This is a genomic window from Streptomyces sp. NPDC031554 (assembly GCF_055580685.1).
Genome location: NZ_JBVIKX010000007.1, coordinates 296,170 through 317,210, shown reverse-complemented (window position 1 = coordinate 317,210; position 21,041 = coordinate 296,170). Strand labels below are relative to the sequence as shown.

General features: G+C 74.8%; 19 protein-coding genes. 7 read left to right on the top strand and 12 right to left on the bottom strand.

All coding sequences use genetic code 11. The features are described 5' to 3' along the window. Positions 1-13: 13 nt before the first annotated feature. Together ACZ5FU_RS20660 and ACZ5FU_RS20655 are read left to right on the top strand one after the other, a co-directional pair. Positions 14-1,012 (top strand): MASE1 domain-containing protein, encoded by a 999-nt coding sequence (locus tag ACZ5FU_RS20660; protein ID WP_468836529.1) that lies wholly within the window; start codon positions 14-16, stop codon positions 1,010-1,012. A 97-nt stretch (positions 1,013-1,109) separates the two neighbouring features. Continuing rightward, positions 1,110-1,817 (top strand): ribonuclease H family protein, encoded by a 708-nt coding sequence (locus ACZ5FU_RS20655; protein ID WP_451530682.1) that lies wholly within the window; start codon positions 1,110-1,112, stop codon positions 1,815-1,817. A 15-nt stretch (positions 1,818-1,832) separates the two neighbouring features. Here the strand turns inward: ACZ5FU_RS20655 and ACZ5FU_RS20650 are convergent, their stop codons facing one another. Next, positions 1,833-2,285, bottom strand: a complete 453-nt coding sequence (locus ACZ5FU_RS20650) for an SRPBCC family protein (protein WP_451530683.1) — start codon at positions 2,283-2,285, stop codon at positions 1,833-1,835. 362 nt (positions 2,286-2,647) lie between these two features. Here ACZ5FU_RS20650 and ACZ5FU_RS20645 point away from each other — a divergent pair, with 362 nt between their 5' ends. The 3 genes from ACZ5FU_RS20645 to ACZ5FU_RS20635 all read left to right on the top strand — a co-directional run bounded on the left by ACZ5FU_RS20645 (position 2,648) and on the right by ACZ5FU_RS20635 (position 5,700). Beyond that, positions 2,648-3,928 (top strand): FAD-dependent monooxygenase, encoded by a 1,281-nt coding sequence (locus tag ACZ5FU_RS20645; protein WP_469046210.1) that lies wholly within the window; start codon positions 2,648-2,650, stop codon positions 3,926-3,928. A gap of 168 nt (positions 3,929-4,096) precedes the next feature. After that, positions 4,097-5,080, top strand: coding sequence for an aldo/keto reductase (locus tag ACZ5FU_RS20640; protein ID WP_451530685.1), 984 nt, complete (start codon positions 4,097-4,099; stop codon positions 5,078-5,080). 92 nt (positions 5,081-5,172) lie between these two features. After that, positions 5,173-5,700 (top strand): DUF6328 family protein, encoded by a 528-nt coding sequence (locus ACZ5FU_RS20635; protein WP_451778283.1) that lies wholly within the window; start codon positions 5,173-5,175, stop codon positions 5,698-5,700. Between the two features lie 87 nt (positions 5,701-5,787). Here ACZ5FU_RS20635 and ACZ5FU_RS20630 read toward each other — a convergent pair whose 3' ends face one another. Further along, complete coding sequence (locus tag ACZ5FU_RS20630) at positions 5,788-6,759, bottom strand: LLM class F420-dependent oxidoreductase (protein ID WP_451530686.1); 972 nt, start codon at positions 6,757-6,759, stop codon at positions 5,788-5,790. A 98-nt stretch (positions 6,760-6,857) separates the two neighbouring features. Here ACZ5FU_RS20630 and ACZ5FU_RS20625 point away from each other — a divergent pair, with 98 nt between their 5' ends. After that, the gene (locus ACZ5FU_RS20625; RefSeq protein ID WP_468836467.1) at positions 6,858-8,384 is read left to right on the top strand and encodes a serine hydrolase domain-containing protein; all 1,527 of its coding nucleotides are present in this window, start codon (positions 6,858-6,860) and stop codon (positions 8,382-8,384) included. Here the strand turns inward: ACZ5FU_RS20625 and ACZ5FU_RS20620 are convergent. From ACZ5FU_RS20620 to ACZ5FU_RS20585, 8 genes are all read right to left on the bottom strand, one after another. Continuing rightward, the gene (locus ACZ5FU_RS20620; RefSeq protein ID WP_468836469.1) at positions 8,347-10,020 is read right to left on the bottom strand and encodes a serine/threonine-protein kinase; all 1,674 of its coding nucleotides are present in this window, start codon (positions 10,018-10,020) and stop codon (positions 8,347-8,349) included. The two genes, ACZ5FU_RS20625 and ACZ5FU_RS20620, sit on opposite strands and share 38 nt — an antisense overlap. A 318-nt stretch (positions 10,021-10,338) precedes the next feature. Beyond that, positions 10,339-11,298 (bottom strand): threonine ammonia-lyase, encoded by a 960-nt coding sequence (locus ACZ5FU_RS20615; protein ID WP_451778235.1) that lies wholly within the window; start codon positions 11,296-11,298, stop codon positions 10,339-10,341. 91 nt (positions 11,299-11,389) lie between these two features. Further along, positions 11,390-12,493, bottom strand: a complete 1,104-nt coding sequence (locus tag ACZ5FU_RS20610; protein WP_468836473.1) for a polyprenyl synthetase family protein — start codon at positions 12,491-12,493, stop codon at positions 11,390-11,392. Beyond that, positions 12,490-13,560, bottom strand: coding sequence for a tetratricopeptide repeat protein (locus tag ACZ5FU_RS20605; protein WP_451530691.1), 1,071 nt, complete (start codon positions 13,558-13,560; stop codon positions 12,490-12,492). The genes ACZ5FU_RS20610 and ACZ5FU_RS20605 overlap by 4 nt, the downstream gene beginning before the upstream one ends. Before the next feature lie 280 nt (positions 13,561-13,840). Beyond that, entirely contained in the window at positions 13,841-14,194 is a 354-nt protein-coding gene (locus tag ACZ5FU_RS20600; RefSeq protein WP_451778240.1) for a UBP-type zinc finger domain-containing protein, read from the bottom strand. Continuing rightward, complete coding sequence (locus tag ACZ5FU_RS20595; protein WP_468836476.1) at positions 14,191-15,723, bottom strand: ATP-binding protein; 1,533 nt, start codon at positions 15,721-15,723, stop codon at positions 14,191-14,193. The genes ACZ5FU_RS20600 and ACZ5FU_RS20595 overlap by 4 nt, the downstream gene beginning before the upstream one ends. After that, positions 15,720-17,396 (bottom strand): NAD(P)/FAD-dependent oxidoreductase, encoded by a 1,677-nt coding sequence (locus tag ACZ5FU_RS20590; protein ID WP_451530694.1) that lies wholly within the window; start codon positions 17,394-17,396, stop codon positions 15,720-15,722. Before ACZ5FU_RS20590 ends, ACZ5FU_RS20595 begins: the two co-directional genes overlap by 4 nt. After that, positions 17,393-18,001: a VOC family protein gene (locus ACZ5FU_RS20585; protein WP_468836479.1), complete on the bottom strand. Its 609-nt coding sequence runs from the start codon at positions 17,999-18,001 to the stop codon at positions 17,393-17,395. The genes ACZ5FU_RS20590 and ACZ5FU_RS20585 overlap by 4 nt, the downstream gene beginning before the upstream one ends. Positions 18,002-18,082: 81 nt before the next feature. On the opposite strand from ACZ5FU_RS20585, the gene ACZ5FU_RS20580 reads away from it, so the two are divergent. Then, entirely contained in the window at positions 18,083-18,955 is an 873-nt protein-coding gene (locus ACZ5FU_RS20580; protein ID WP_451530695.1) for a universal stress protein, read from the top strand. A 34-nt stretch (positions 18,956-18,989) separates the two neighbouring features. Here the strand turns inward: ACZ5FU_RS20580 and ACZ5FU_RS20575 are convergent, their stop codons facing one another. Together ACZ5FU_RS20575 and ACZ5FU_RS20570 are read right to left on the bottom strand one after the other, a co-directional pair. Further along, complete coding sequence (locus ACZ5FU_RS20575) at positions 18,990-20,225, bottom strand: DUF4032 domain-containing protein (RefSeq protein WP_468646902.1); 1,236 nt, start codon at positions 20,223-20,225, stop codon at positions 18,990-18,992. Between the two features lie 9 nt (positions 20,226-20,234). After that, positions 20,235-21,011, bottom strand: coding sequence for an MBL fold metallo-hydrolase (locus tag ACZ5FU_RS20570; RefSeq protein ID WP_451530697.1), 777 nt, complete (start codon positions 21,009-21,011; stop codon positions 20,235-20,237). Between the last annotated feature and the right edge of the window lie 30 nt (positions 21,012-21,041).

Below are 21,041 nucleotides of genomic sequence, written 5' to 3'. Positions count from 1 at the left end.
TCTGATGGCTGCTGTGGTGGGTATCAGCGACCTTCGCCGGCCGGCCGTTCTCGGCGCCGAGACGGTGGCGGTCGCGGTCTGCTACTACGCGGCCGGAAGGCTGGGTCTGCTGCGGCAGCTCGTCGTCGGGGGCGCGGTCTTCACCCCCATCTGGCCGCCGTCCGGCGTCGCCGTCGCCTGCCTGCTGATCCGCGGGCCGCGCTGCTGGGCCGGCATCGCCCTCGGGGCGCTGCTCGTGATCCTGTCGATCACCTCGCCCGACCCCGCCCTCGTCCTCAACCTGGCGGGCAACACCGCCGCGCCCCTCCTCGCCTACCTCATGCTGCGCCGGGTGGGCTTCCGCGACGACCTCGCCCGCCTGCGCGACGGACTCGCCCTGGTGTTCCTGGGGGCGCTGACCGCGATGCTGGTCAGCTCGACCGTGGGCGTGGGGACCCTCGTCCTCAACGGCCGGCTGCCCGCGCACTCCTTCTGGCCCGTCTGGCTGGCGTGGTGGGTCGGCGACGCGATGGGCGTCCTCATCGTCACCCCCGTCCTGCTCGTCCTGCGCACCGCCGGCCGGCCGCCGCCCCTGACCCGCTGGAAGGAGGCGACGTGCCTGGCCGTCATCGCCCTCGTGATCGTCCCCCTGGCCGTCTACCACTCCGTCAGCCTGCTCTTCCTCGTCTACCCGCTGCTGATCTGGACCGCCCTGCGCTTCCAGCTCGCCGGCAGCATGCTGTGCGCCCTGTTCGCCTCGGTCCTGGCCACCGTCGCGGCCACCGACGGGGCCGGCTCCTTCGCGCACCTGACGCGACTGGAGGTCATGAGCAAGCTCCAGGCCTTCAACGGCACCATGGCCCTGACCGCCCTGCTGCTCTCGGCCGTCATCACCGAACAGCGCAACACCCGCCGCTCGGTGGAGCGGGCCTGCCAGGAACTGGTCGAGGTGCTGGACCACCTCACGGCGGGCGACCCCCCGCACGGCCGGCCCCAGAAGGGGACGGAGGACGATCCACCCCGCGCCCCGTAGGACGATCCACCCCGTGCCCCGGGGCGGTCCGCCCCGTGTCCCCGGGACGGGACGGCGCGGACCGGGGACGCTTTTCGGGCCCCGGCCGGCGCATGACATGATCGTGCGCATGCGTGAACGAGTGGTGGCCGCGTGCGACGGGGCCTCGAAGGGCAACCCCGGTCCGGCGGCCTGGGCCTGGGTGATCTCCGACGACTCGGGGGCCCCGGCCCGCTGGGAGGCCGGCCCGCTCGGCAAGGCCACCAACAACGTCGCCGAACTCACCGCACTGGAGCGCCTGCTGGCGGCGGTCGACCCCGACGTGCCGCTGGAGATCCGCATGGACTCGCAGTACGCCATGAAGGCCGTCACCACCTGGCTGCCCGGCTGGAAGCGCAACGGCTGGAAGACCGCCGCGGGCAAGCCGGTCGCCAACCAGGACCTGGTCGTGCGCATCGACGGACTGCTCGACGGCCGCACGGTCGACTTCCGCTACGTGCCGGCCCACCAGGTCGACGGCGACAAGCTGAACGACTTCGCGGACCGGGCCGCCAGCCGGGCGGCGGTCGTCCAGGAACCGGCGGGCAGCGCCCTCGGCTCGCCCGAGCCGCCCCCCGCCCCCGACGTCCCGGCGAAGTCCGGCGCACGCCGCAAGGCCGCCGGGGGCACGTCGCCCCGGCGGCCCGGCGGTTCGTCCGCCCGCACGATCAAGGCCAAGTTCCCCGGCCGCTGCCTGTGCGGGCGGACCTACGCGGCGGGGGAACAGATCGCCAAGAACGACCAGGGCTGGGGCCACCCGGACTGCCGCACGGCGGCCGCGGGGTGACCGTGGCGGCGACGGTCAGAGGACCGCGCCGCGCCAGCCGCCGGTCTCGTGACCGCGCTCCTCGATGAACTCCTTGAAGCGCTCGAGATCACCCTTGGTCTGCCGCTTCACGAAGCCGAGCTTGTCGCCGACGGTCTCGGCGAGACCCTCGGGTGCGAAGTCCAGCTGCAGCATGACCTTCGTGCGGTCGTCGTCGAGGCGGTGGAAGGTCACCACGCCGGCCTGCCGGGCCTCGCCGGCCACCGTCGTCCAGGCGACCCGCTCGTCCGGGATCTGCTCGGTGATCTCGGCGTCGAACTCACGGTGCACGCCGTTCACGGCCGTGACCCAGTGGGTGAGCGTGTCGGTGCGCTGTTCGACGCGCTCCACCCCGCCCATGAACTCGGGGAACGTCTCGAACTGCGTCCACTGGTTGTAGGCCGTGTGCACCGGGACACGGACCTCGATGGATTCCTCGACCTGCGTCACGGTCGTCTCCTCCTTGCTCTCGTCGGGTACGTGGCGCCCGGGTACCCGTGACCCCGGCGGCCAATCCGGCCGCGTCCGGGCGGAGTCGGAGGCGTGGTGCTCCAAGTGCGCGTGCGGGAAGGCCGGCAGGGAACGCCAGGAGGACGATCCTGTCGGCGGACGGGCGGCGTGCGGCGGAACGGGCCGTTCCTTTCCCCTGGACGGACCGTTCCGGTGAACCTTCGCGCGCGACCGCTCCGCCGGTGGTGTGGCTCACGTGGGGGAAGTGGCGGAATCGCGAAGAGGACCCCGCCGTGACCACCCGCGGCGACTGCTACTGTGCGTCGTCAACCGACCACGATTCGTCATTCCTGGGGGTGTGCGTGAAGGTCGCCTGCGTCGGCGGCGGGCCCGCCGGTCTGTACCTCTCCATCCTGCTCAAGCGGCAGGACCCGTCCCACGACATCACCGTCCACGAACGCGACCCGGAGGGCTCGACCTACGGCTGGGGCGTCACCTACTGGCGGGGACTCCTCGAGCAACTCCACGCCCGCGACCCCGAGTCGGCACGCGCCGTCGAGGAGAACTCCGTCCGCTGGAACCAGGGCGTCGCCCACGTGCGGGACCTGGTGACCCGTCAGCCCGGCGACGAGGGCCACGGCATCGGCCGTCACAAGCTCCTGGAGATCCTCGCCGCCCGCGCCCGCGCCCTCGGCGTACGCCTGGAGTTCGAGCGCGAGATCACTCCCGACACCCTGCCCGAGGCGGATCTGGTCGTCGCGGCCGACGGCGTGCACAGCGCCCTGCGCACCCGTCACGCCGAGCACTTCGGCGCCCGCCTGACGCCCGGCCGCAACCCGTACGTCTGGCTCGGCACCACCAAGGTCTTCGACTCCTTCACCTTCGCCTTCGTGGAGACCGGTCACGGCTGGATCTGGTGCTACGGCTATCCGTTCAGCTCCGAACGCAGCACCTGCGTCATCGAGTGCTCCCCCGAGACCTGGACCGGCCTCGGCCTCGACCGGGCCGAGGACGCCGACGGAGCGGCACGGCTGGAGAAGCTGTTCGCGCACGTCCTCGACGGACACCCCCTGATCGGCCGCGCCTCCGGCACCGGCGGCGCCGCCTGGCTGACCTTCCGCACCCTGACCAACCGCACCTGGCACCGGGACAACGTCGTCCTGCTCGGCGACGCCGCCCACACCACCCACTACTCCATCGGCGCCGGCACCACCCTCGCCCTGGAGGACGCCTTCGCGCTCGCCGACGCCCTGCGGGACGGCCCCGGCCTCCCGCAGGCCCTCGCCCGCTACGAACGCGACCGCACCGCGGCCCTGCTGACCCCGCAGAGCGCCGCCCGCCACAGCGCCCAGTGGTACGAGAACCTCGACCGCTACATCGATCTGCCCCCGAAGCGGATGTTCGCCCTCCTCGGGCAGCGCCACTCGCCCCTGCTGCCCTACGTCCCGCCCCAGCTGTACTACCGGCTCGACAGGGCCGCCGGACAGCTGGAGGCCCTGCGCCGCCTCAAGCGCTGGCTCGGCCCCCGGCTCGCCAGGACCGCGCAGAGCAGGACCGGGCAGAGCAGGACCGGACAGACCGGACAGACCGGACAGAGCAGGACCGGGGCCGCCCGCGAGCAGCCCCACGGCACCCCGCGCTGAACGCGGCCCCCGGGGGACCGCCGGCCGGTCGCGGCCCGGCGGTCCGGCCCCCGCCGCCGGGCCCGGCTGTCGGCCCCCCACCACCGCCCGCGCCGACGGACGAACCGCAGGTGACCGGCCGGACCGGCCGGTTCCGCGCCCGGCCGCCGCGGATGACAGACTGCCCCCATGGACGAGCGCGAATTCGGCAGGTCTGGTCAGCACGCATCCGTCATCGGTCTCGGCACCTGGCAACTGGGCGCCGACTGGGGTGACGTCGACGACAAGGAGGCCCTGGCGGTACTGGAGGCGGCCGCCGAGTCGGGCGTCACCTTCTTCGACACCGCCGACGTGTACGGCGACGGCCGCAGCGAGCAGACCATCGCCGCCTTCCTGAGCGGACGGCCCGACCTGCACGTGCTGGTCGCCACCAAGATGGGCCGCCGGGTCGACCAGATCCCCGAGAACTACGTCCTCGACAACTTCCGCGCCTGGAACGACCGCTCCCGCCGCAACCTCGGCGTCGACCGCATCGACCTGGTGCAGCTGCACTGCCCGCCCACCTCCGTCTACTCCACGGACGAGGTCTTCGACGCCCTCGACACCCTGGTGGAGGAGGAGCGCATCGCCCACTACGGCGTCAGCGTGGAGACCTGCGCCGAGGCCCTCACGGCGATCGCCCGGCCGGGCGTGGCCAGCGTGCAGATCATCCTCAACCCGTTCCGCATGAAGCCGCTGCGCGAGGTGCTCCCCGCCGCCCGCGAGGCCGGCGTCGGCATCATCGCGCGCGTGCCGCTCGCCTCCGGCCTGCTGTCCGGCAAGTACACCAAGGACACCGTCTTCCCGGCGAACGACCACCGCACCTACAACCGGCACGGCGAGTCCTTCGACCAGGGCGAGACCTTCTCCGGCGTCGACTACGCCACCGGCGTCGAGGCCGCCGCCGAGTTCGCCGCCCTCGCGCCCGAGGGGTACACCCCGGCCCAGCTCGCGCTGCGCTGGATCGTTCAGCAGCCCGGCGTGACCACGGTCATCCCGGGCGCCCGTTCCCCCCGGCAGGCCCGCGCCAACGCGGCCGCCGCCCGCCTGCCCGAGCTGTCCGAGGAGACCCTGGCGGCGGTCCGGGACCTCTACGAGCGGCGGATCGCGGAACAGGTCGAGGGCCGCTGGTAGTCGGGCCGCGGCCGGCCGGAGAAAAACGCCGATCAGCGGGTACTCGCCGGGAGAACATCTACTCGAACCGGGGAGGACACGTGGGTACCGCAGTGGGGGACGAGCGTCGCAAGGGTCGTGACGAGACCGAGGAGGAGAGGGGGGACGAGCGTCGCAGGGGGCGTGACGAGACCGAGGAGGAGAGAGCCGACCGGAAGTGGAGCGAGCTGATCCAGGAGGTCCGCGTCGCCCAGACGGGCGTGCAGATCCTCTTCGGTTTCCTGCTCACCGTCGTCTTCACCCCGCGCTACGCCACCCTCGGGGACACCGAACACGCGATCTATCTCGTGACGGTGGTCCTGGGCGCCTGCGCGACGGGCGCCCTGATAGGCCCGGTCTCCCTGCACCGCCTCGTCTCCGGGCGGCGGGTGAAACCCGAGGCGGTCGTCTGGGCCTCGCGGATGACCTTCACCGGCCTGGTGCTGCTCCTCGCCACGATGACGTCCGCCCTGCTGCTGATCCTGCGGGTGGCGACCCACGACGGCTACGTGCCCTACCTGGTCACCGGGGTGGTCGCCTGGTACCTGCTGTTCTGGTTCGGCATCCCGATGTGGACCCGGCACCGCTACACCTCCCGCTGAGCCCTGGCGGCCCCGGACGGCGGCGCGGGCGGGCGAGGGCCACGGCCCCGCCGCCCGCGCCGCCGTCCGCCGTCCGGCGCGCCCCCGTCAGGCGAACGCCTCGCGCAGCGCGGGCAGCAGCGTCCTCTGCGACCACTCCAGGTACGCCGGCTGCGCGTCACCCCCGATCTGCACCAGGGCGACCTCGGTGAACCCGGCCTCCGCGTACGGGCGGACCGCCTCGACGACGGCGTCCGGGTCGTCGCCGCAGGGGATCGACGCGGCCACGTCGTCCGGGGTGACGAACTGGGTCGCCGCCTCGAAGGAGTCCGGATGCGGCAGTTCGGCGTTCACCTTCCAGCCGCTGCCGAACCAGCGGAACTGGGCGTGCGCCCGCTTCACCGCCGTGTCCCGGTCGGGGTCGTAGGAGATCGGCAGCTGGCCCACGCGCGGCTTGCCCGCGCCGCCGTGCCGGTCGAAGGCCTCCAGCAGGCCCGGCTTCGGCTCGGTGGCGATCACCAGGTCGGCGAGGCGGCCCGCGAGCGCGCACGACTGCTCCCCGGAGACCGCGACGCCGATCTCCGGCGGCCGGTCGGGCAGGTCCCACAGGCGGGCCGAGTCGACGTCGAAGTGCGTGCCGTGGCGCGTCACGTGACCGCCCCCGAAGAGCGCGCGGATGATCTCCACGGCCTCCTCCAGCATCTCGTGCCGCACGTCCACGGCCGGCCAGCCGCCGCCCACCACGTGTTCGTTGAGGTTCTCCCCGGACCCCAGCCCCAGCCGGAAGCGGCCCTCGGACAGCAGTTGCATCGTGGCCGCCTTCTGCGCCACGACCACCGGGTGGTAGCGGACCGTGGGGCAGGTCACGTACGTCATCAGCGGGATGCGGGAGGTGGCCTGGGCGGCGGCGCCCAGCACGCTCCACGCGTACGGCGCGTGCCCCTGCGACCGCAGCCACGGGAAGTAGTGGTCCGAGGTCACCGAGAAGTCGAAACCGGCCTCCTCCGCCCCCACCAGGTGGCCGACCAGCTCACGGGGGCCGGCCTGCTCGGTCATCATCGTGTATCCGATTCGCACCATGGGGGCCGGGTCCCCCGGCGCACGGGGGAGGAAACGGGCCACGGGCGGGACGGGAAAACCCCTCGGTGCCGGCCCGGCGCACGGGGCAGGATGCGGGCATGAACGCCCGCCCCCTGCCTTCCGCCCCCCCGTCCGCCCAGGGCGTCGACGCCTCGGGCGTCCTCGCCTTCCTCGACGCCGTCGAGGCGGACGGGGCCGTCGAGCCGCACAGCCTCATGGTCCTGCGGCACGGACGTGTCGTCGCCGCCGGCTGGTGGGCGCCGTACGCGCCCGACCGCCTCCACCTGCTGTACTCGCTGAGCAAGAGCTTCACCGCCACGGCCGCGGGGTTCGCCGTGGCCGAGGGGCTGATCGGGCTCGACGACCCGGTGATCTCGTACTTCCCCGAGTTCGACGCCGACGTCACCGACCCCCGCAGCCGCGCGATGCGGGTGCGGCACGTGGCGTCGATGGCGAGCGGGCACGAGGCCGAGACCCTGGACCGGGCCCGCGCGCTCGACCGCGACGACCTCGTCCGCGGCTTCCTGATGCTGCCGCCGGACCGCGATCCGGGCACGGTCTTCGCCTACAACCAGCCCGCCACCTACACCCTCGCCGCGATCGTCCAGCGCGTCACCGGTCAGTCGCTCACCGCCTACCTGAGGCCCCGGCTGCTGGACCCGCTCGGCTTCGGCGAGGTCGCCTGGCTGACCGACCGGACCGGCCGCGAGCTGGGCTTCAGCGGCCTGCACGGCACCACCGACGCCATCGCCAGACTGGGGCAGCTGTACCTGGACGAGGGCCGCTGGGACGGCCGGCCGCTGCTGCCGCCCGGCTGGACCGCCGAGGCGACCCGCGCGCACGTACCGACCGCGGGGGCCATGGGTGACACCGGCCGGCAGGACTGGGACCGCGGCTACGGCCTCCAGTTCTGGCGGTCCCGGCACGGCTACCGCGGCGACGGCGCCTACGGCCAGTTCTGCCTCGTCCTGCCCGAGCACGACGCCGTCGTCGCCACCACCGCGGCGACCGACGACATGCAGCGCCTGCTCGACCTCGTCTGGGAACACCTCCTGCCGGCGTTCCGCCCGGCCCCGCTGCCCGCCTCCGGGGCCGCCGACGCGGCACTCGCCGACCGTCTAGCCCGCCTCGCCCTTCCGCCCGCCCCCGGGAAACCCGCGCCGCCGGGACGCCGGCGGGAGTGGCGGGACGCCGCCTTCACCCCGTACGGCGGGATCTGCGCCGACCGGCCGGCCCTCACCGGCGTCACCGTCACGGCGGACGACGACGGCTGGACGCTGGTCCTCACCGAGGGGGACGACCGCCTGACGGCGCGTTTGGGCACCGGCGCCTGGACCGTGACCGAGGAGGACGTGCCCCTCGCGGCGAGCGGCGGCTGGAACGACGGCGACACCCTCACCGCGGACCTCGTCCTCCTGGAGACCCCCCACCGGCTCCGGGTGACCTGCACCCTCCCGGACGGCACCTTCACCGCCCGCTGGGCCACCCGGCCGCTGCACGGCGGCCCGCTGCGCAGGATGCGCGCCCCGCGCGGCCCGGCCCCGTCCGGCGCGGCCCCGTCCGGCGCGGCCCGCCGGACGAAGGACCCTAAGGACTCTCGACCGGGCCCGGCCGGAAGGTCGTGAGGAAGGCGTCCAGGGCCCGCCGGTTGGCGGGGGTGTCCCAGTCGGCGGCGGGGGTCGTCCAGCGCAGGGAGAAGCCGCGGTTCCCGCCGAGCAGGAAACCGCGGCCGAAGGTGCGCACCCGGGTGCCGTCGACGTCGACGAGCCACTCCATGTCGGCCGCCCGGTACCCCTGGTACGTCGTCGCCTCGATCGCCCCGAGGCGCTCGAACCCGTCCGCCCCGCGCAGCCCCGGCTCCACGTCCTCGCGCCAGACGGCCACCGGGTCCGGGCCGACCCGCTCGCTGTAGGTGACCGCGAGGGTGCGCGGGTCGCCCTCGGTGCCGAACGTGACCCGGTAGGCGAGGTCCCCGGAGCGCGAGGTGTCCAGCCGGGTCCAGCCCTCGGGGAGGGCCACGGAGAAGCCCTCGGGCGCCCGGAGGACCCGGAAGCCGGCCGGCGGCGTCCCGGCGCCGGCCGACGGGGAGGCGGCCGTGGGACTCGGGGCCGGGGGCGGGCTCGCGTCCGGGGAGGCGGCGGACGGCGGAGCGGACGCCGTCCGGCCGGGGCCCGGCGCCGGCACGCCGGTGACTCTGTCGGCGCCGTCCTCGCCGGCCGGGGTGCCGGGCGCGGCCGGGCGCACCCGTGCGCCGTCCGACGCGGTCCGTTCGGCACCGGGCAGCTGCCCCGTCGCGGCCAGCGCGGCGACCGCCACCGTGACCACGGCCAGCGCGGTCCCCGCCGCCACCGTCCGCCCGCTCCACCGGGGGCCGGCGACCCGCGCGGCGGCGTACGCCCGCCGCCGGGGCGCGGACGCGGCCACGGCGTGCGCGCCCTCGTCCAGGGCGCGGACGAGGTTCTGGCGCGCCGTCGGCCGGGTCATCCGCTCCCGTGAGTCCTTGCGCAGCAGACCCTGGACGGCGGGCCCGAGCGCACCGGACCGCAGCGGGGCGCGCAGCGGCAGCCGGTCCACGCCCTTGAGCGTGGCCTCCGGCCGGTCCCGGTCCCGGTAGGGCGGCCTGCCCTCGACCACCGTGTAGAGGATCGCGCCCACCGCCCACAGGTCGGCCGCCGGCCCGATGCGTTCGTCGCGTGCCTGCTCGGGGGAGGCGTACGCCGGGGCCGCGAGCCGGGGCGCGAGGGTCGCACCCGCGAGGCCGAAGCCGGTGACGACGACCGGACCGCGCGACCGCACGAACACCTGACCGGGGCTCAGTTCGCCGTGGGTGATGCCCTCACCGTGGGCCGCCTCCAGCACGTCGAGCAGTTCCAGTCCGATCCGGGCGGCGCGGGCGGGCCGCAACGCGCGCCGCTGCTCGATCAGCTGGCCGAGGGGGAGACCGTCGATCCACTCGGTCACCGTCCACAGGGAGCCCGCCTCCACGAGGGCGTCCAGGACGGTGGCGACCCGGCCGGGACACACCCGGGCCATCGTCTCGGACATCCGCACCACGCGTTCGGCGGCGCGGTGCGCGTCCTCCTCGGCGAGGCCCGCGGGCAGTCCGGTCCGGGTGACCAGACACGGCCGGGAACCGGCCGACTCGTCGGCGTACTCGCCGTACCAGCTGACGCGGTTCGTCTCGTGGTGGACGACGTCCAGGAGCCGGTACCGACCGGCGACCAACTCGTGCGTGGAGACGTGCGCCTTGACCATGGTCATCCCTCGCTGAACCCCGGCTGCTCACCTTTCCCAGTGGTACGGCGGCCGGGAGGGTGCGCGTTCAAGGGGCACGCGACTCGGGCGGGATTTCTGTCTTTCGTTCAAGAAGGGCGCGCGCCCGTGCGGGGAGGGGAGGTGAACGCGGGCGGTCCGGCCGCGCGAGCAGCGGTGAACCCGCGGCGGCCGCCGGGGGAACACCCACGTGGCGCGCCCCGGGAGGTGAGCGGGGAAGCATCCGCGCCGGATGCCGGGGAAACGTCCGCGGCGGCGGCCGGCCCCTTGCCGGACGGCGGCCGCCGCCGCGCACGTCCCCCGGTCTCAGCCCAGGCCGAAACGCCCGACCCAGGACGCCATGTCCGCGGCCGACGCGTTGCCCCCGCAGACCACCAGTCCCAGCCGGGCGTCGGGGCCCACCCGCTCCACGACCCGCCGGGCGGCCGGCAGCAGACATCCGGCGGCCGGCTCGGTCCACACCTTCGCGTGCTCGGCCAGCTCCAGACAGCCCCGTACGGCCTCCCGGTCCGGAACCACGAGCACCTCGCCGACCAGGGCCGAGACATGCTCGTACGTCAGCGCCGAGACGGCCGGCGCGCTCAGCGTGGTGGAGATGGACGACACCTCCACCGGTACCGGACCGCCGGCCCTCAGCGCCTCGGCCATCGCCTCCGCGCCCTCGGTCTCCACCCCCCAGATCCGCACCCCCGGCCGCAGCGCCCGCAGGGCTGCCGCGACACCGGAGATCAGGCCGCCGCCCCCGACGCTGACCAGGACGTCCGTCAGCTCGTCGGCGTCCCGCGCCAGCTCCAGGCCGACGGTGCCCTGACCGGCGACGACCACCGGGTCGTCGAACGGGTGGAGCAGGGTCAGTCCCTCGTCCCGCAGGTCGTTCACGAGCGAGAAGGCGTCGGCCATCCCGTCCGTCAGCCGCACCGACGCGCCCGCCTCCTCGGCGATCTCGACGGCCCGGGTCGGCGCCGAACGCGGCATGACGACCGTGGCCTTCACGTCGAGGGCGGCGGCCATGACCGCCACCGCGATCCCGTGGTTGCCGCCGCTCACCGCGACCACCCCCGCCGCCCGCTCCGCCCCGCCGAGCGACAGCAGCTTCGCCGTGGCCCCGCGCGCCTTGAAGGAGCCGGTGCGCTGGAGCAGCTCCAGCTTGACGGTGACGGGGACACCGAGCAGCCCGGAGAGTCCGGGGCTCGGGAGGGTCGGGGTGCGGACGACGTGCCCGGCGATCCGCTCCGCCGCGGCCTCGATGTCCGTGATGCCGATCAAGACGACCACCTTTCCCGCACGCTGTGCCGCGCGCGCTCCCCGAACCCTGTCCCGTGGCGGCGGACCGGGTCAACCGGGGTCCGGGCAGTGGTCACAGGTCGCGTCGCACCAGGAAGTCCAGCAGCGACCGCAGGTCGTCCGCGGCCCCCGCCCGCAGCGGCGCCCCGGCGAGCGCGGACTCCACGGCGGACACCTGCCGGCGCGCCTCGGCGAGCGCCGCGGCCCGGCCCCCGGCCTCCTCGGCCAGCGCCGCCGCCTCGACGGGGTCGCCCCCCGACTCCAGCAGCCGGGCGAGGCGCCGGGCCGCCGGCCGGCCGGACTCCAGGGCCGCCAGCACCGGGAAGGTCTTCTTGCCCTCGCGCAGGTCGCCGTGGACGGGTTTGCCGGTCACGGCCGGATCGCCCCAGATCCCCAGCAGGTCGTCGACCACCTGGAAGGCGATCCCGAGATGCCGTCCGGCCCGGTCCAGCGCGGTGACGGTCGTCTCCGGCGCCCCGCCGAGCACGGCGCCCAGCGCGGCGGCGCAGCCCAGCAGCGCGCCGGTCTTGCCCTCGGCCATCGCCCGGTACGCGTCGGGCCGCACCCGCTCGGGCCCCGACCAGGGCCGCGCGGCGAACAGCAGGTCGTCGGCCTGCCCGTGGACCAGCCCGGCGAGCGCCCCGGACAGCAGCCGTACGCCGCCGGCGCCGCCGGGGGCCGCGGCGAGGGTCTCGACGGCCAGGGCGAACAGGGCGTCGCCGGCGAGGACCGCGGGCCCCGTGCCGTAGGCCTTCCAGACCGTGGGGCGGCGCCTTCGGACGGGGTCGCCGTCCATGATGTCGTCGTGCAACAGGGAGAAGGCGTGCACGAGTTCGACCGAGACGGCCGCGGCGACCCCGGCCCGCGCGGGCGCGCCCGCCGCCTCGGCACCGAGCACGGCGAGGGCCTGTCGCAGCCCCTTCCCGCCGGACGCGGTGGCGGGCGCCCCGCCCACCTCGCACCAGCCGAAGGAGTACGCGGCCATCTCGCCCACCCACGGGTGCAGCCGGCCCACCGCCTCCGCCAGCGCCGGTCGCACCAGCGCGCGGCAGCGGTCGAGCACGGCGGGGGCGGCCGGCGCCTCCGCCGGCGCCCCTGTCGGCGGGACCACCGTCGTGGGGAGGGCGGCCGTGGGGACCACGGGCGTGGGGACCACGGGCGTGGAGAGCGCCGTCACCGTACGGCCGCCGCGGCCCGGCCGCCCGGACGGCCGGCGGCCGTCCCGATGCCGAGTTCCTCCTCGGCCCGCGCCACCATCTCCCGGGCGTGCCGCAATCCGATCCGCTCCAACTCCGCCGCCAGTGAGGCCAGTTCCGTGGCCGTCTCGTGGCGGTCGCGGCCCAGGCGGGCCAGCGACTTGGCCAGGCCGAGCCGGGCGAGGGCCGTCCCGCGCGGCTCGCTCATCGCGCCGAACTCCGCGAGGGCCTGCTCGTAGAGGTCCCGCGCCTCGGCGTAACGGGCCGCCCGGTACAGGACGTTGCCGCGCATCTTGTGGTTGTAGGCCAGCGCGCCGGTGAGGTCCATCGCGCGGCAGGCCGTCTCCGCCTCGGCCAGCAGGGCGAGGGCGCGCTCGGTGTCGCCGTCCCGCACCGAGACGACGTCCGCCAGGCCGCGCAGCGCCCAGGCGTGCCCCCGCCGGTCGTCGGCGCGCGCGGAGATCTCGGCCGCCTCCTGGAACAGCGCGTGGGCGGTGTCGAGGTCCCCGGAGTTGCGGTGCATCTGCGCGATGCCTTCCAGCGCCCACACCGTGTGCCGTGCCTCGCCCCGCCGGCGGGCCTCTGCCAGCAGTTGCTCGTGCAGCCTGCCGACGGCCTCGTAGTCGCCCTGGATGCGCCCGGTCTCCGCGAGGCCGGCCAGCGAGTAACCGCGGACGACGACGTCCCCGCCGCGCTCCCCGAGGTCGGCCGCCAGCGCCAGCAGCCGCCGGGCCAGCGGGAAGGAGCCCCGCTGCCGGGCCAGGGTGCCGCCGCTCCACAGGGCCCACGCCATCGCCGCCACGTCGCCCGCGTCCCGGGCCGCCCGGTAGCTCGCCTTCCAGGCACGGTCGGCCTCGCCCACCTGACCCAGCCTGCGGTGCGCCTCGGCCACCGCGAGCCCGGAGCGCGCCACCTCGGCCCGCTCGCCGGCCCGCTCGGCCGCCGCCAGCCGCTCGGTGCCGGCGCTCAGCACGTCGACCAGGGACGAGTTCACGGACAGGGTGGTGAGGGCGCCCTGGTACTCCGGGGCGAAAGCCTTGCCGTACATCGGTTCCTTTCGGCCACCATCTATGCACTGTGTGTATACATGGCGTGTATAGTGCGTCCGGAAATCGCCCCGGCCGAGGAGACGGCCGGGGCGGGTGCCACCGGATGCCGCGTGTCGTTGCCGGTCAAGACGTCCGTGCGACGGGTCGGGTTGCCTGTGAGGCGCAGATCACCCTGCCGAGGACCGGATCACCCGGCGAACCGCGGCACGGCGGGACGGCCCCGGGGAGCGGCACCGTCCGGGAGCGGGGCGGACCCCGGGGAGAACGGGCGGCCGGGCGTCAGCGGTTCAGCGACCGCGTCCAGTCGTCCGGCACCCGCCCCGCCGGGCCGGGCACGGGCTGGTCCAGGGGATGGGCGGACGGCTGCGCCAACTCCGGCCCCGACTCGTACAGTTCTTCGCCGTCGTAGTCCCAGAACCAGTCCTCGCCCGGCTCGAAGCTCTGCACCAGGGGGTGCCCGGTGGCCTTCCAGTGCGCGGTGGCGTGCTGGGCGGGGGAGGAGTCGCAGCAGCCGATGTGACCGCACCGGGCACAGCGCCGCAGGTGGAACCACCAGCCGCCGGTCGCGTCGCACTCGACGCAGCCGGAGCCGCTCGGCGGGACGTCCGGATCGAGGGCGTGGGCGTCGGTCATGCGGGCTCCTCGGCGGTGTCGGAGGCGGTGTCGGAGGCGGTGTCGGAGGCGCTTTCGGCGCCGGCGGCGTGGGCGTCGGCGCCCGCCGCGGTCGTGGTGTCCGGCGCGGTCAGCGGCAGCAGCACCTGGAAGCGGGTGTCGCCCGGCACGGACTCGACCTGGAGGCTTCCGTGGTGCTTGTTCACGACGATCCGCCAGGAGATGTCCAGGCCGAGGCCGGTGCCCTCGCCGACCGGTTTGGTGGTGAAGAAGGGGTCGAAGATCCGGCTGCGGACGTCCGCCGGGACACCGGGCCCGGTGTCGCCGAACTCCACCAGCAGCCGGTCGCCCTCGCGCGCGGTCCGCACGGTCAACGTGCCTTCCCCGCCCGCGCTGTCGATGGCGAAGACCGCGTTGTCGACGAGGTTCGTCCACACCTGGTTCAGCTCCGCCGGGTAGGCGGGGACCTCCGGCACGGTGCGGTCGTAGTCCTTGACGACCTCGATGCGCGGGCCGATCTTCCCGGACAGCATCAGCAGGGTGCTGTCGAGGAGTTCGTGGACGTCGACGACCCGGTAGGGGGCGCGGTCGAGCTGCGAGTACTGCTTGGCGGCGTCGACGAGGTGCGAGATCCGGTTGGTGGAGTCGCCGATCTCGTCCATCAACAGCTCGGTCTCGACGGTGTAGTTGAGCCAGCCGATCGCGTTGGGCAGGATGTCGGCCGCCACGGCCGCCGCGACCTGCTCCAGCCAGTCCGTGTCGAGTCCGGCCTGCACGAACGTCGGCGCGATCCGCCAGCCCTCCGGGATGCCGTGGTCGTCGAGCCAGTCCGTCAGCTCGTCCTCCCGGTCGGAGGCCTCCAGGGGGCTCAGCACCGGGGCCTTGGCGACCCGTTCGGCGGTGCGCTCCTGGATCTCGATCAGTCCGGCGAGCACTTCGGGGGAGTAGGCGCCCTGCGAGATCACGGCGAGCTTGTGCCGCATCTTCGCCACCCGCTCCCGCAGCGTGGCCGTGGCCCGTACGGCCGCGGCGGCCGGGTTGTTCAGCTCGTGCGTGAGCCCGGCCGACAACGAGCCGAGCGCCAGCAGCCGTTCGCGCTGGCCGACGGCCCGCTGGGTGCTCTTCGAGCCGAAGAACAGCCCCTCCAGCAGGTGCGCGGCCATCGGGAACCACTCCTGCATGACGTCCGAGAACGACTGGGCGGGCAGCACGAAGAAGCGGGTCGGCTCGGTCACCCGCATCGAGTTGTTGTAGACCTGCGGCACCCGGTCCCCGAGGTAGGCCTGCATCGCGCCCCCGTACACACCGCGCTGCGAGGTGCGGCTGACCTCGACGTCGTCGGCCCCGACCCGGCGGTACAGCACCACCGTGCCCTCGATCATCACGTAGAAGCAGGTCGCCGGGTCGCCCTCGGTGTAGACCGGACCGGGCTCGAACCGCTCCACCCGTCCCTCGGCGCACAGCCGTCCGAGCTGCTCGGGGGAGAGCTTCTCGAACAGGAACAGCGTGCTGACCTCGGCCGGGTCGCAGGGCACCGGCCGCCCGCTCACGACTGCTCCAGGTAACGGTGGACGAGCATCACGGCCATGGCTCCCTCTCCGACGGCGGACGCGACGCGCTTGGCGGACTCGGCGCGCGCGTCGCCCGCCACGAACACGCCGGGGATGTTGGTCTCCAGGTGGTACGGCGGCCGGTCCAGCTCCCAGTCCGCCGGCGGCCGCCCGTCCGGGGTGAGGTCCGGCCCGGCCAGGATGAACCCGCGCTCGTCGCGCAGCACGGTGCCGTCCAGCCAGTCGGTCAGCGGGGCCGCGCCGATGAACACGAACATCCACTGCGCGTCGACGAGTTCGCTCGCCCCGCCGTCCACGTCCCGCAGCGTGAGCTGTTCCAGGTGCCCCGCCCCGTGCGCGGCCTCCACGACGGTGCGGGTGCGCACCGAGATGTTCGGCGTCTCCTCGATCTGCTGGATCAGGTAGTACGACATCGACGCCGTCAGGGACTCGCCGCGCACCAGCAGCGTCACCGACTTGGCGCCCCGCGCCAGGTACATCGCCGCCTGGCCCGCGGAGTTGGCGCCGCCCACGATGTACACGTCCTGCCCCTGGCAGGAGGCCGCCTCGGTGAGCGCCGAGCCGTAGTACACCCCGCAGCCGGTCAGGTCGTCGCAGCCCGGCGCCAGGAGCTGCCGGTACGACACACCGGTCGCCAGGATCACGCTGTGCGCGGCGACCGCCGAGCCGTCGGAGAACCGTACGACGCGGGCGGCGCCGTTGACCTCCAGTCCCGTCACCTCGCGCGCGGTGAGGATCTCGGCGCCGAACCGGGTGGCCTGACGGCGGGCCCGGTCGGTGAGCTGCGCGCCGGACACGCCGTCGGGGAAGCCGAGGTAGTTCTCGATGCGGGAGCTCTGCCCGGCCTGCCCGCCGGTCGCGGAACGCTCCACCAGCACCGTCCGCAGCCCCTCCGAGGCGCCGTAGACGGCCGCGCCGAGCCCGGCCGGGCCGCCGCCGATCACCACGAGGTCGTAGAACTCCGCCTCCGGGGTCGTCGCCAGCCCCACCCGGGCGGCCAGCTCGGGGGCGTCCGGCTCGGTCAGCGGCGTGCCGTCGGGGGTGATCACCAGCGGCAGCCGCCGGCCGTCGGCGCCGGCCGCGGCGAGCAGCCGCCGCCCCTCCGGCTCGTCGGAGGAGTACCAGCGGTAGGGGACCTGGTTGCGGGCCAGGAACTCCCGCACCTCGGAGGAGCGCGCCGACCAGCGGTGCCCGACGACCTTGGTGGCCGGCACGGGCCGGTGGTCGCCGGCGCGCCAGGCCGCGAGCAGGTCGTCCAGGACCGGGTAGAGCTTCTCCTCCGGCGGGTCCCACGGCTTGAGCAGGTAGTGGTCGAGGTCGACCACGTTGATCGCGTCGATCGCCGCGTTGGTGTCGGCGTACGCGGTCAGCAGTACGCGCCGTGCGCCGGGATACACGTCCAGCGCCTGTTCGAGGAACTCGATGCCGTTCATCTGCGGCATGCGGTAGTCCGCGAGGATCACGGCCACCAGGTCGCCCCGCAGCTTCAGCTCGCGCAGGGCCTCCAGCGCGGACTCGCCGGACTCGGCGCGCACGATCCGGTACGCGGCGCCGTAGCGGCGCCGCAGGTCGCGGGCGACGGCGCGGGAGACCCCCGGATCGTCGTCCACGGTCAGAATGACGGTCCGCGCGGTCTCGGCGGCCTGTGTCATACGTCTCCCACCCCGAGGGTCCAGGACTCGCGGCACGGCGGGCCCCGCGCCGGTTCCCGCCCATCGTATGGTCGATCGCCCGCGTCCGCTCCGGCGCCGGTGGGAGCGTGCGCTCCCGGTACAGGACGGGGCGCCCTCGGTCCACACGGCGCGGGGCCGCCGGCCGGCGACGGACGGACGCGCGCGGTCGGACCGGGACGGGGCACGGCCCTCGCGGGCGTCCGGCACGCCGGACCCGTCGCCCTCGGGACCCTCCGGGCACCACCCGGGGCTGCTCGCCCCGCCCCACGTCGGCGGGGCGCGCCCCTGGGGGACGGCGGGCGGCCGGCCTCCGCCGCAGGCCCGCAGGCCCTCCGCCCGCAGGCCCTCGGGCCCTCCGCCCGCAGGACCTCGGGCCGGAAGTCCGGGTGCGGCCGGTTCTCGACCGTCCTGGCCCCGGGCACCGACACGAACAGCAGGCCCGGCGGCCGGCCGGGGGCCGGCCCGGTCCCGGACCCGTCGGCGGAGTCGTCGACCACGACCCGGCCGGGGGCGCCGGCCCACCAGCGCCCCGGCGCGGCCGGACCGGCCGTGCCGAAGATCACCCGTTCCCCCTCCGAGGTCATGACCGGCAGGCCGGTGGTGAAGACTGGACCCGACGAATCGATTTCGCGAGACGAAGCGAAGAAGAGCGGGGAGGCGGCGGGATGACGGGCCCGATCACGGCAGGGGTCGACGGAACGGAAGAGAGCCTGGCGGCACTGGCCTGGGCGGCCAGGGAGGCCGTACGGCGGGACCTGGCGCTGCGGGTGGTGCACGCCTGGGCGTACCAGCCGGACGCGGCGGCCGAGGTCGCGGACCGGGAGGCCCAGCGGGACTGGGTGCGGGCCGCGGTCCGGGAGGCCGTCGCCGAGGTCTCGGAACGCCACCCGGGGCTGCGGGTGACCAGCGACGTCCCGGAGGGCGAGCCGGCGGACACGCTGGTCGCCGCCGCGGCGGAGGCGGAACTGCTGGTGCTGGGCTCGCGCGGGCACGGCCCGGTCGTCGGCTTCCTGCTCGGCTCGGTCGGCCAGCAGGTCATCGCCGAGACCCGCCGCCCGGTCGTCCTGGTACGGGCCGGGGACAAGGCCAGCTCCGAGGTGGCCGGGCACGAGATCGTGGTCGGCCAGCACGGCTCGCCCGAGGACAGCGCGGCCACGCTGCGGTTCGCGTTCGAGACGGCGGCCGCCCGCGGCGCCTCCGTCCGCGCGGTGCGGGCCTGGACCCTGCCCCCGGTGTTCTCCTACAGCCCCGCCTCGCTCAAGCTGCTCGACGACGCGGGCGGCCTGGAGCCGTACGAGAAGAAGGCGCTGACCGACGCCCTCGCCCCGTGGCGCGAACGCTTCCCGGACGTGCCGGTGGTGGAGCACGTGGAGATCGGCAGCGCCGGCCAGGTGCTGCTGTCGGTGTCCGGGCGGGCCCAGCTGGTGGTGGTCGGCCGGCGGGCCCGCCGCACCGCCGTCGGCGCCCGGATCGGCTCGGTGGCGCACGGCGTGCTGCACCACGCGGACTGCCCCGTGGCCGTGGTCCCGCACGAGTGACGCGGGCGGGCGCCGGACTCGTCCGGCGCCCGGCTCACTCCGGCGTCGTCGGCTCCAGGGTCTCCCGCGCGCGGGGCAGGATCCTGGCGATGTAGTCCCGCACGGCCGTGTCGAGGCCGATGTCGTGCTGCGCGCGCTCCGACAGGTACCAGCGGTGCTCGAGGAGCTCGTGGTAGATCTCCGCCGGGTCCATGGAGCCGCGCAGCGCGAGCGGCACGGCCCGCACGGTCGGTCGGAACACGTCCCGCACCCAGCGGTGCGCCAGCACCTCGGGGCGGGCGGCGAGGGGGTCGCCCGGGGCGTAGTCGTCCTGGGTGGCCATCCAGCTCTCCAGGTCGTTCAGCAGCCGTCTGGCCTGGTTCTCCTCGGCGTCCAGACCGGTCAGCCGCAGCAACTGCCGCTGGTGGTGGCCCGCGTCGACGACCTTCGGCACGAAGGTGACCGTGTCGCCGTTGGGGGAGTGCTCGATCTGCATCTCCGCCACGTCGAAGCCCAGCTCGTGGAGCCGGCGGATGCGGCGCTCGATGTAGTGGTACTTGCCCGCCGGGTAGACGGAGGTGCGGGTCAGCTCCTGCCACAGGCCTTCGTAGCGGGCGCATATCTCCCTGCCGAACTCGACCGGGTCGACCGACGGGTGCAGCGCGCCGGAGGCCTCCAGGTCGAGCAGTTCGCCGCTGATGTTCACGCGGGCCAGGTCGAGGTCGTAGTCGCGCTGCCCGGGGCTCAGCTGCGGGTGCAGGTCACCGGTCTCGGCGTCGACGAGGTACGCGGCGTAGGCGCCCGCGTCGCGCCGGAACAGGGTGTTGGACAGCGAGCAGTCGCCCCACGCGAACCCGGCCAGGTGCAGCCGCACCAGCAGCACCGCCAGGGCGTCCATCAGCCGGTGCATGGTCGCCGGCCGCATCGTCGTCTCGAACATCGACCGGTACGGCATCGACCCGCCCAGGTGCCGGGTGACCAGGACCGGCTCCAGCGGGTCGCCCGCCGTGCCGGTGCGCCCGGTGACCACGGCCAGCGGGTCGACGGCCGGGATGCCCAGCCGGTCCAGGTCGCGCAGCAGCTCGTACTCGCGCAGCGCCGGGCGCTCGGCCAGTTCCTTGACGGCGATCACCTCCTCGCCGGCGCGGGCGTAGCGCACCACGTGCCGGGAGATGCCGCGCGGCAGCGGTACGAGGACGTCCTCGGGCCACTCCTCCAGCGGGAGCTGCCAGGGCAGTTCCAGCAGGAGGGCCGGGTGCTCCGGATTGGTGGCGCTGATCTGCAAAGCCATGGCCCGACCTTAGACGGAGTGCTCCCGGGCCCGCTGCGCGGCCTCCCGCACCGGCCCCCGGTGCACCGGCCCGTGGCCGGGCAGCAGGACGTCGGCCGCCAGGGACCCGATCACGTCCAGCGAGGCCAGCGCGCGGTCCCGTTCGTGGTGGAACATGCCGGGCAGCAGTTGCGGCCCCCGGATCCGCGAGGTGGCGTGCCCGCTGACCAGCGCGTCACCGGAGACGAGGATCCCGGCCTGCGGGAGGTGGAAGACGGTGTGGCCGTCCGTGTGGCCGGGGGTGTGCACGGGCACGGGCCGGCCCGGCAGGTCCAGCGCGCCGAAGGCACCGGGGCCGGCGGTGGCACCGGGGGCGGCGGGGAACGGCTCCGGGGCGGTGACCGGATGCTGTGCGGTGCCGCCGGCGCACAGCACGTGCACCGCCCACGGCAGGACGCCGGGCCGCCAGGCGTTGCGCAGCACCGTGCCGACGCTCACCTGCTGGAGGAAGTCCCGCCGGGCGTGCGGGACTTCGGCCGGATGCAGGTGAACGGGCGTGCCGTACACGGTGCGCAGGTGTTCGGCGGACCCGAGGTGGTCGTTGTGCGCGTGGGTGACGAGGACGGCGGTGACCGCCCGCGGTGAACCGCCCACCGCGGCCAGGGAGTCCAGCAGCCGCTGCCGGTCCGCCGGGTAGCCGGTGTCGATCAGGGTGATGGCGTCGCCCTCGGTGAGGATCACCCAGTTGGTGTGGCCGCCGTGCACCAGATAGGTGCCGTCCGCGACCTGCCGTACGTCTGCCCGCATGATCGTCCCGTGGGGTGAGGTCCGTGCCCG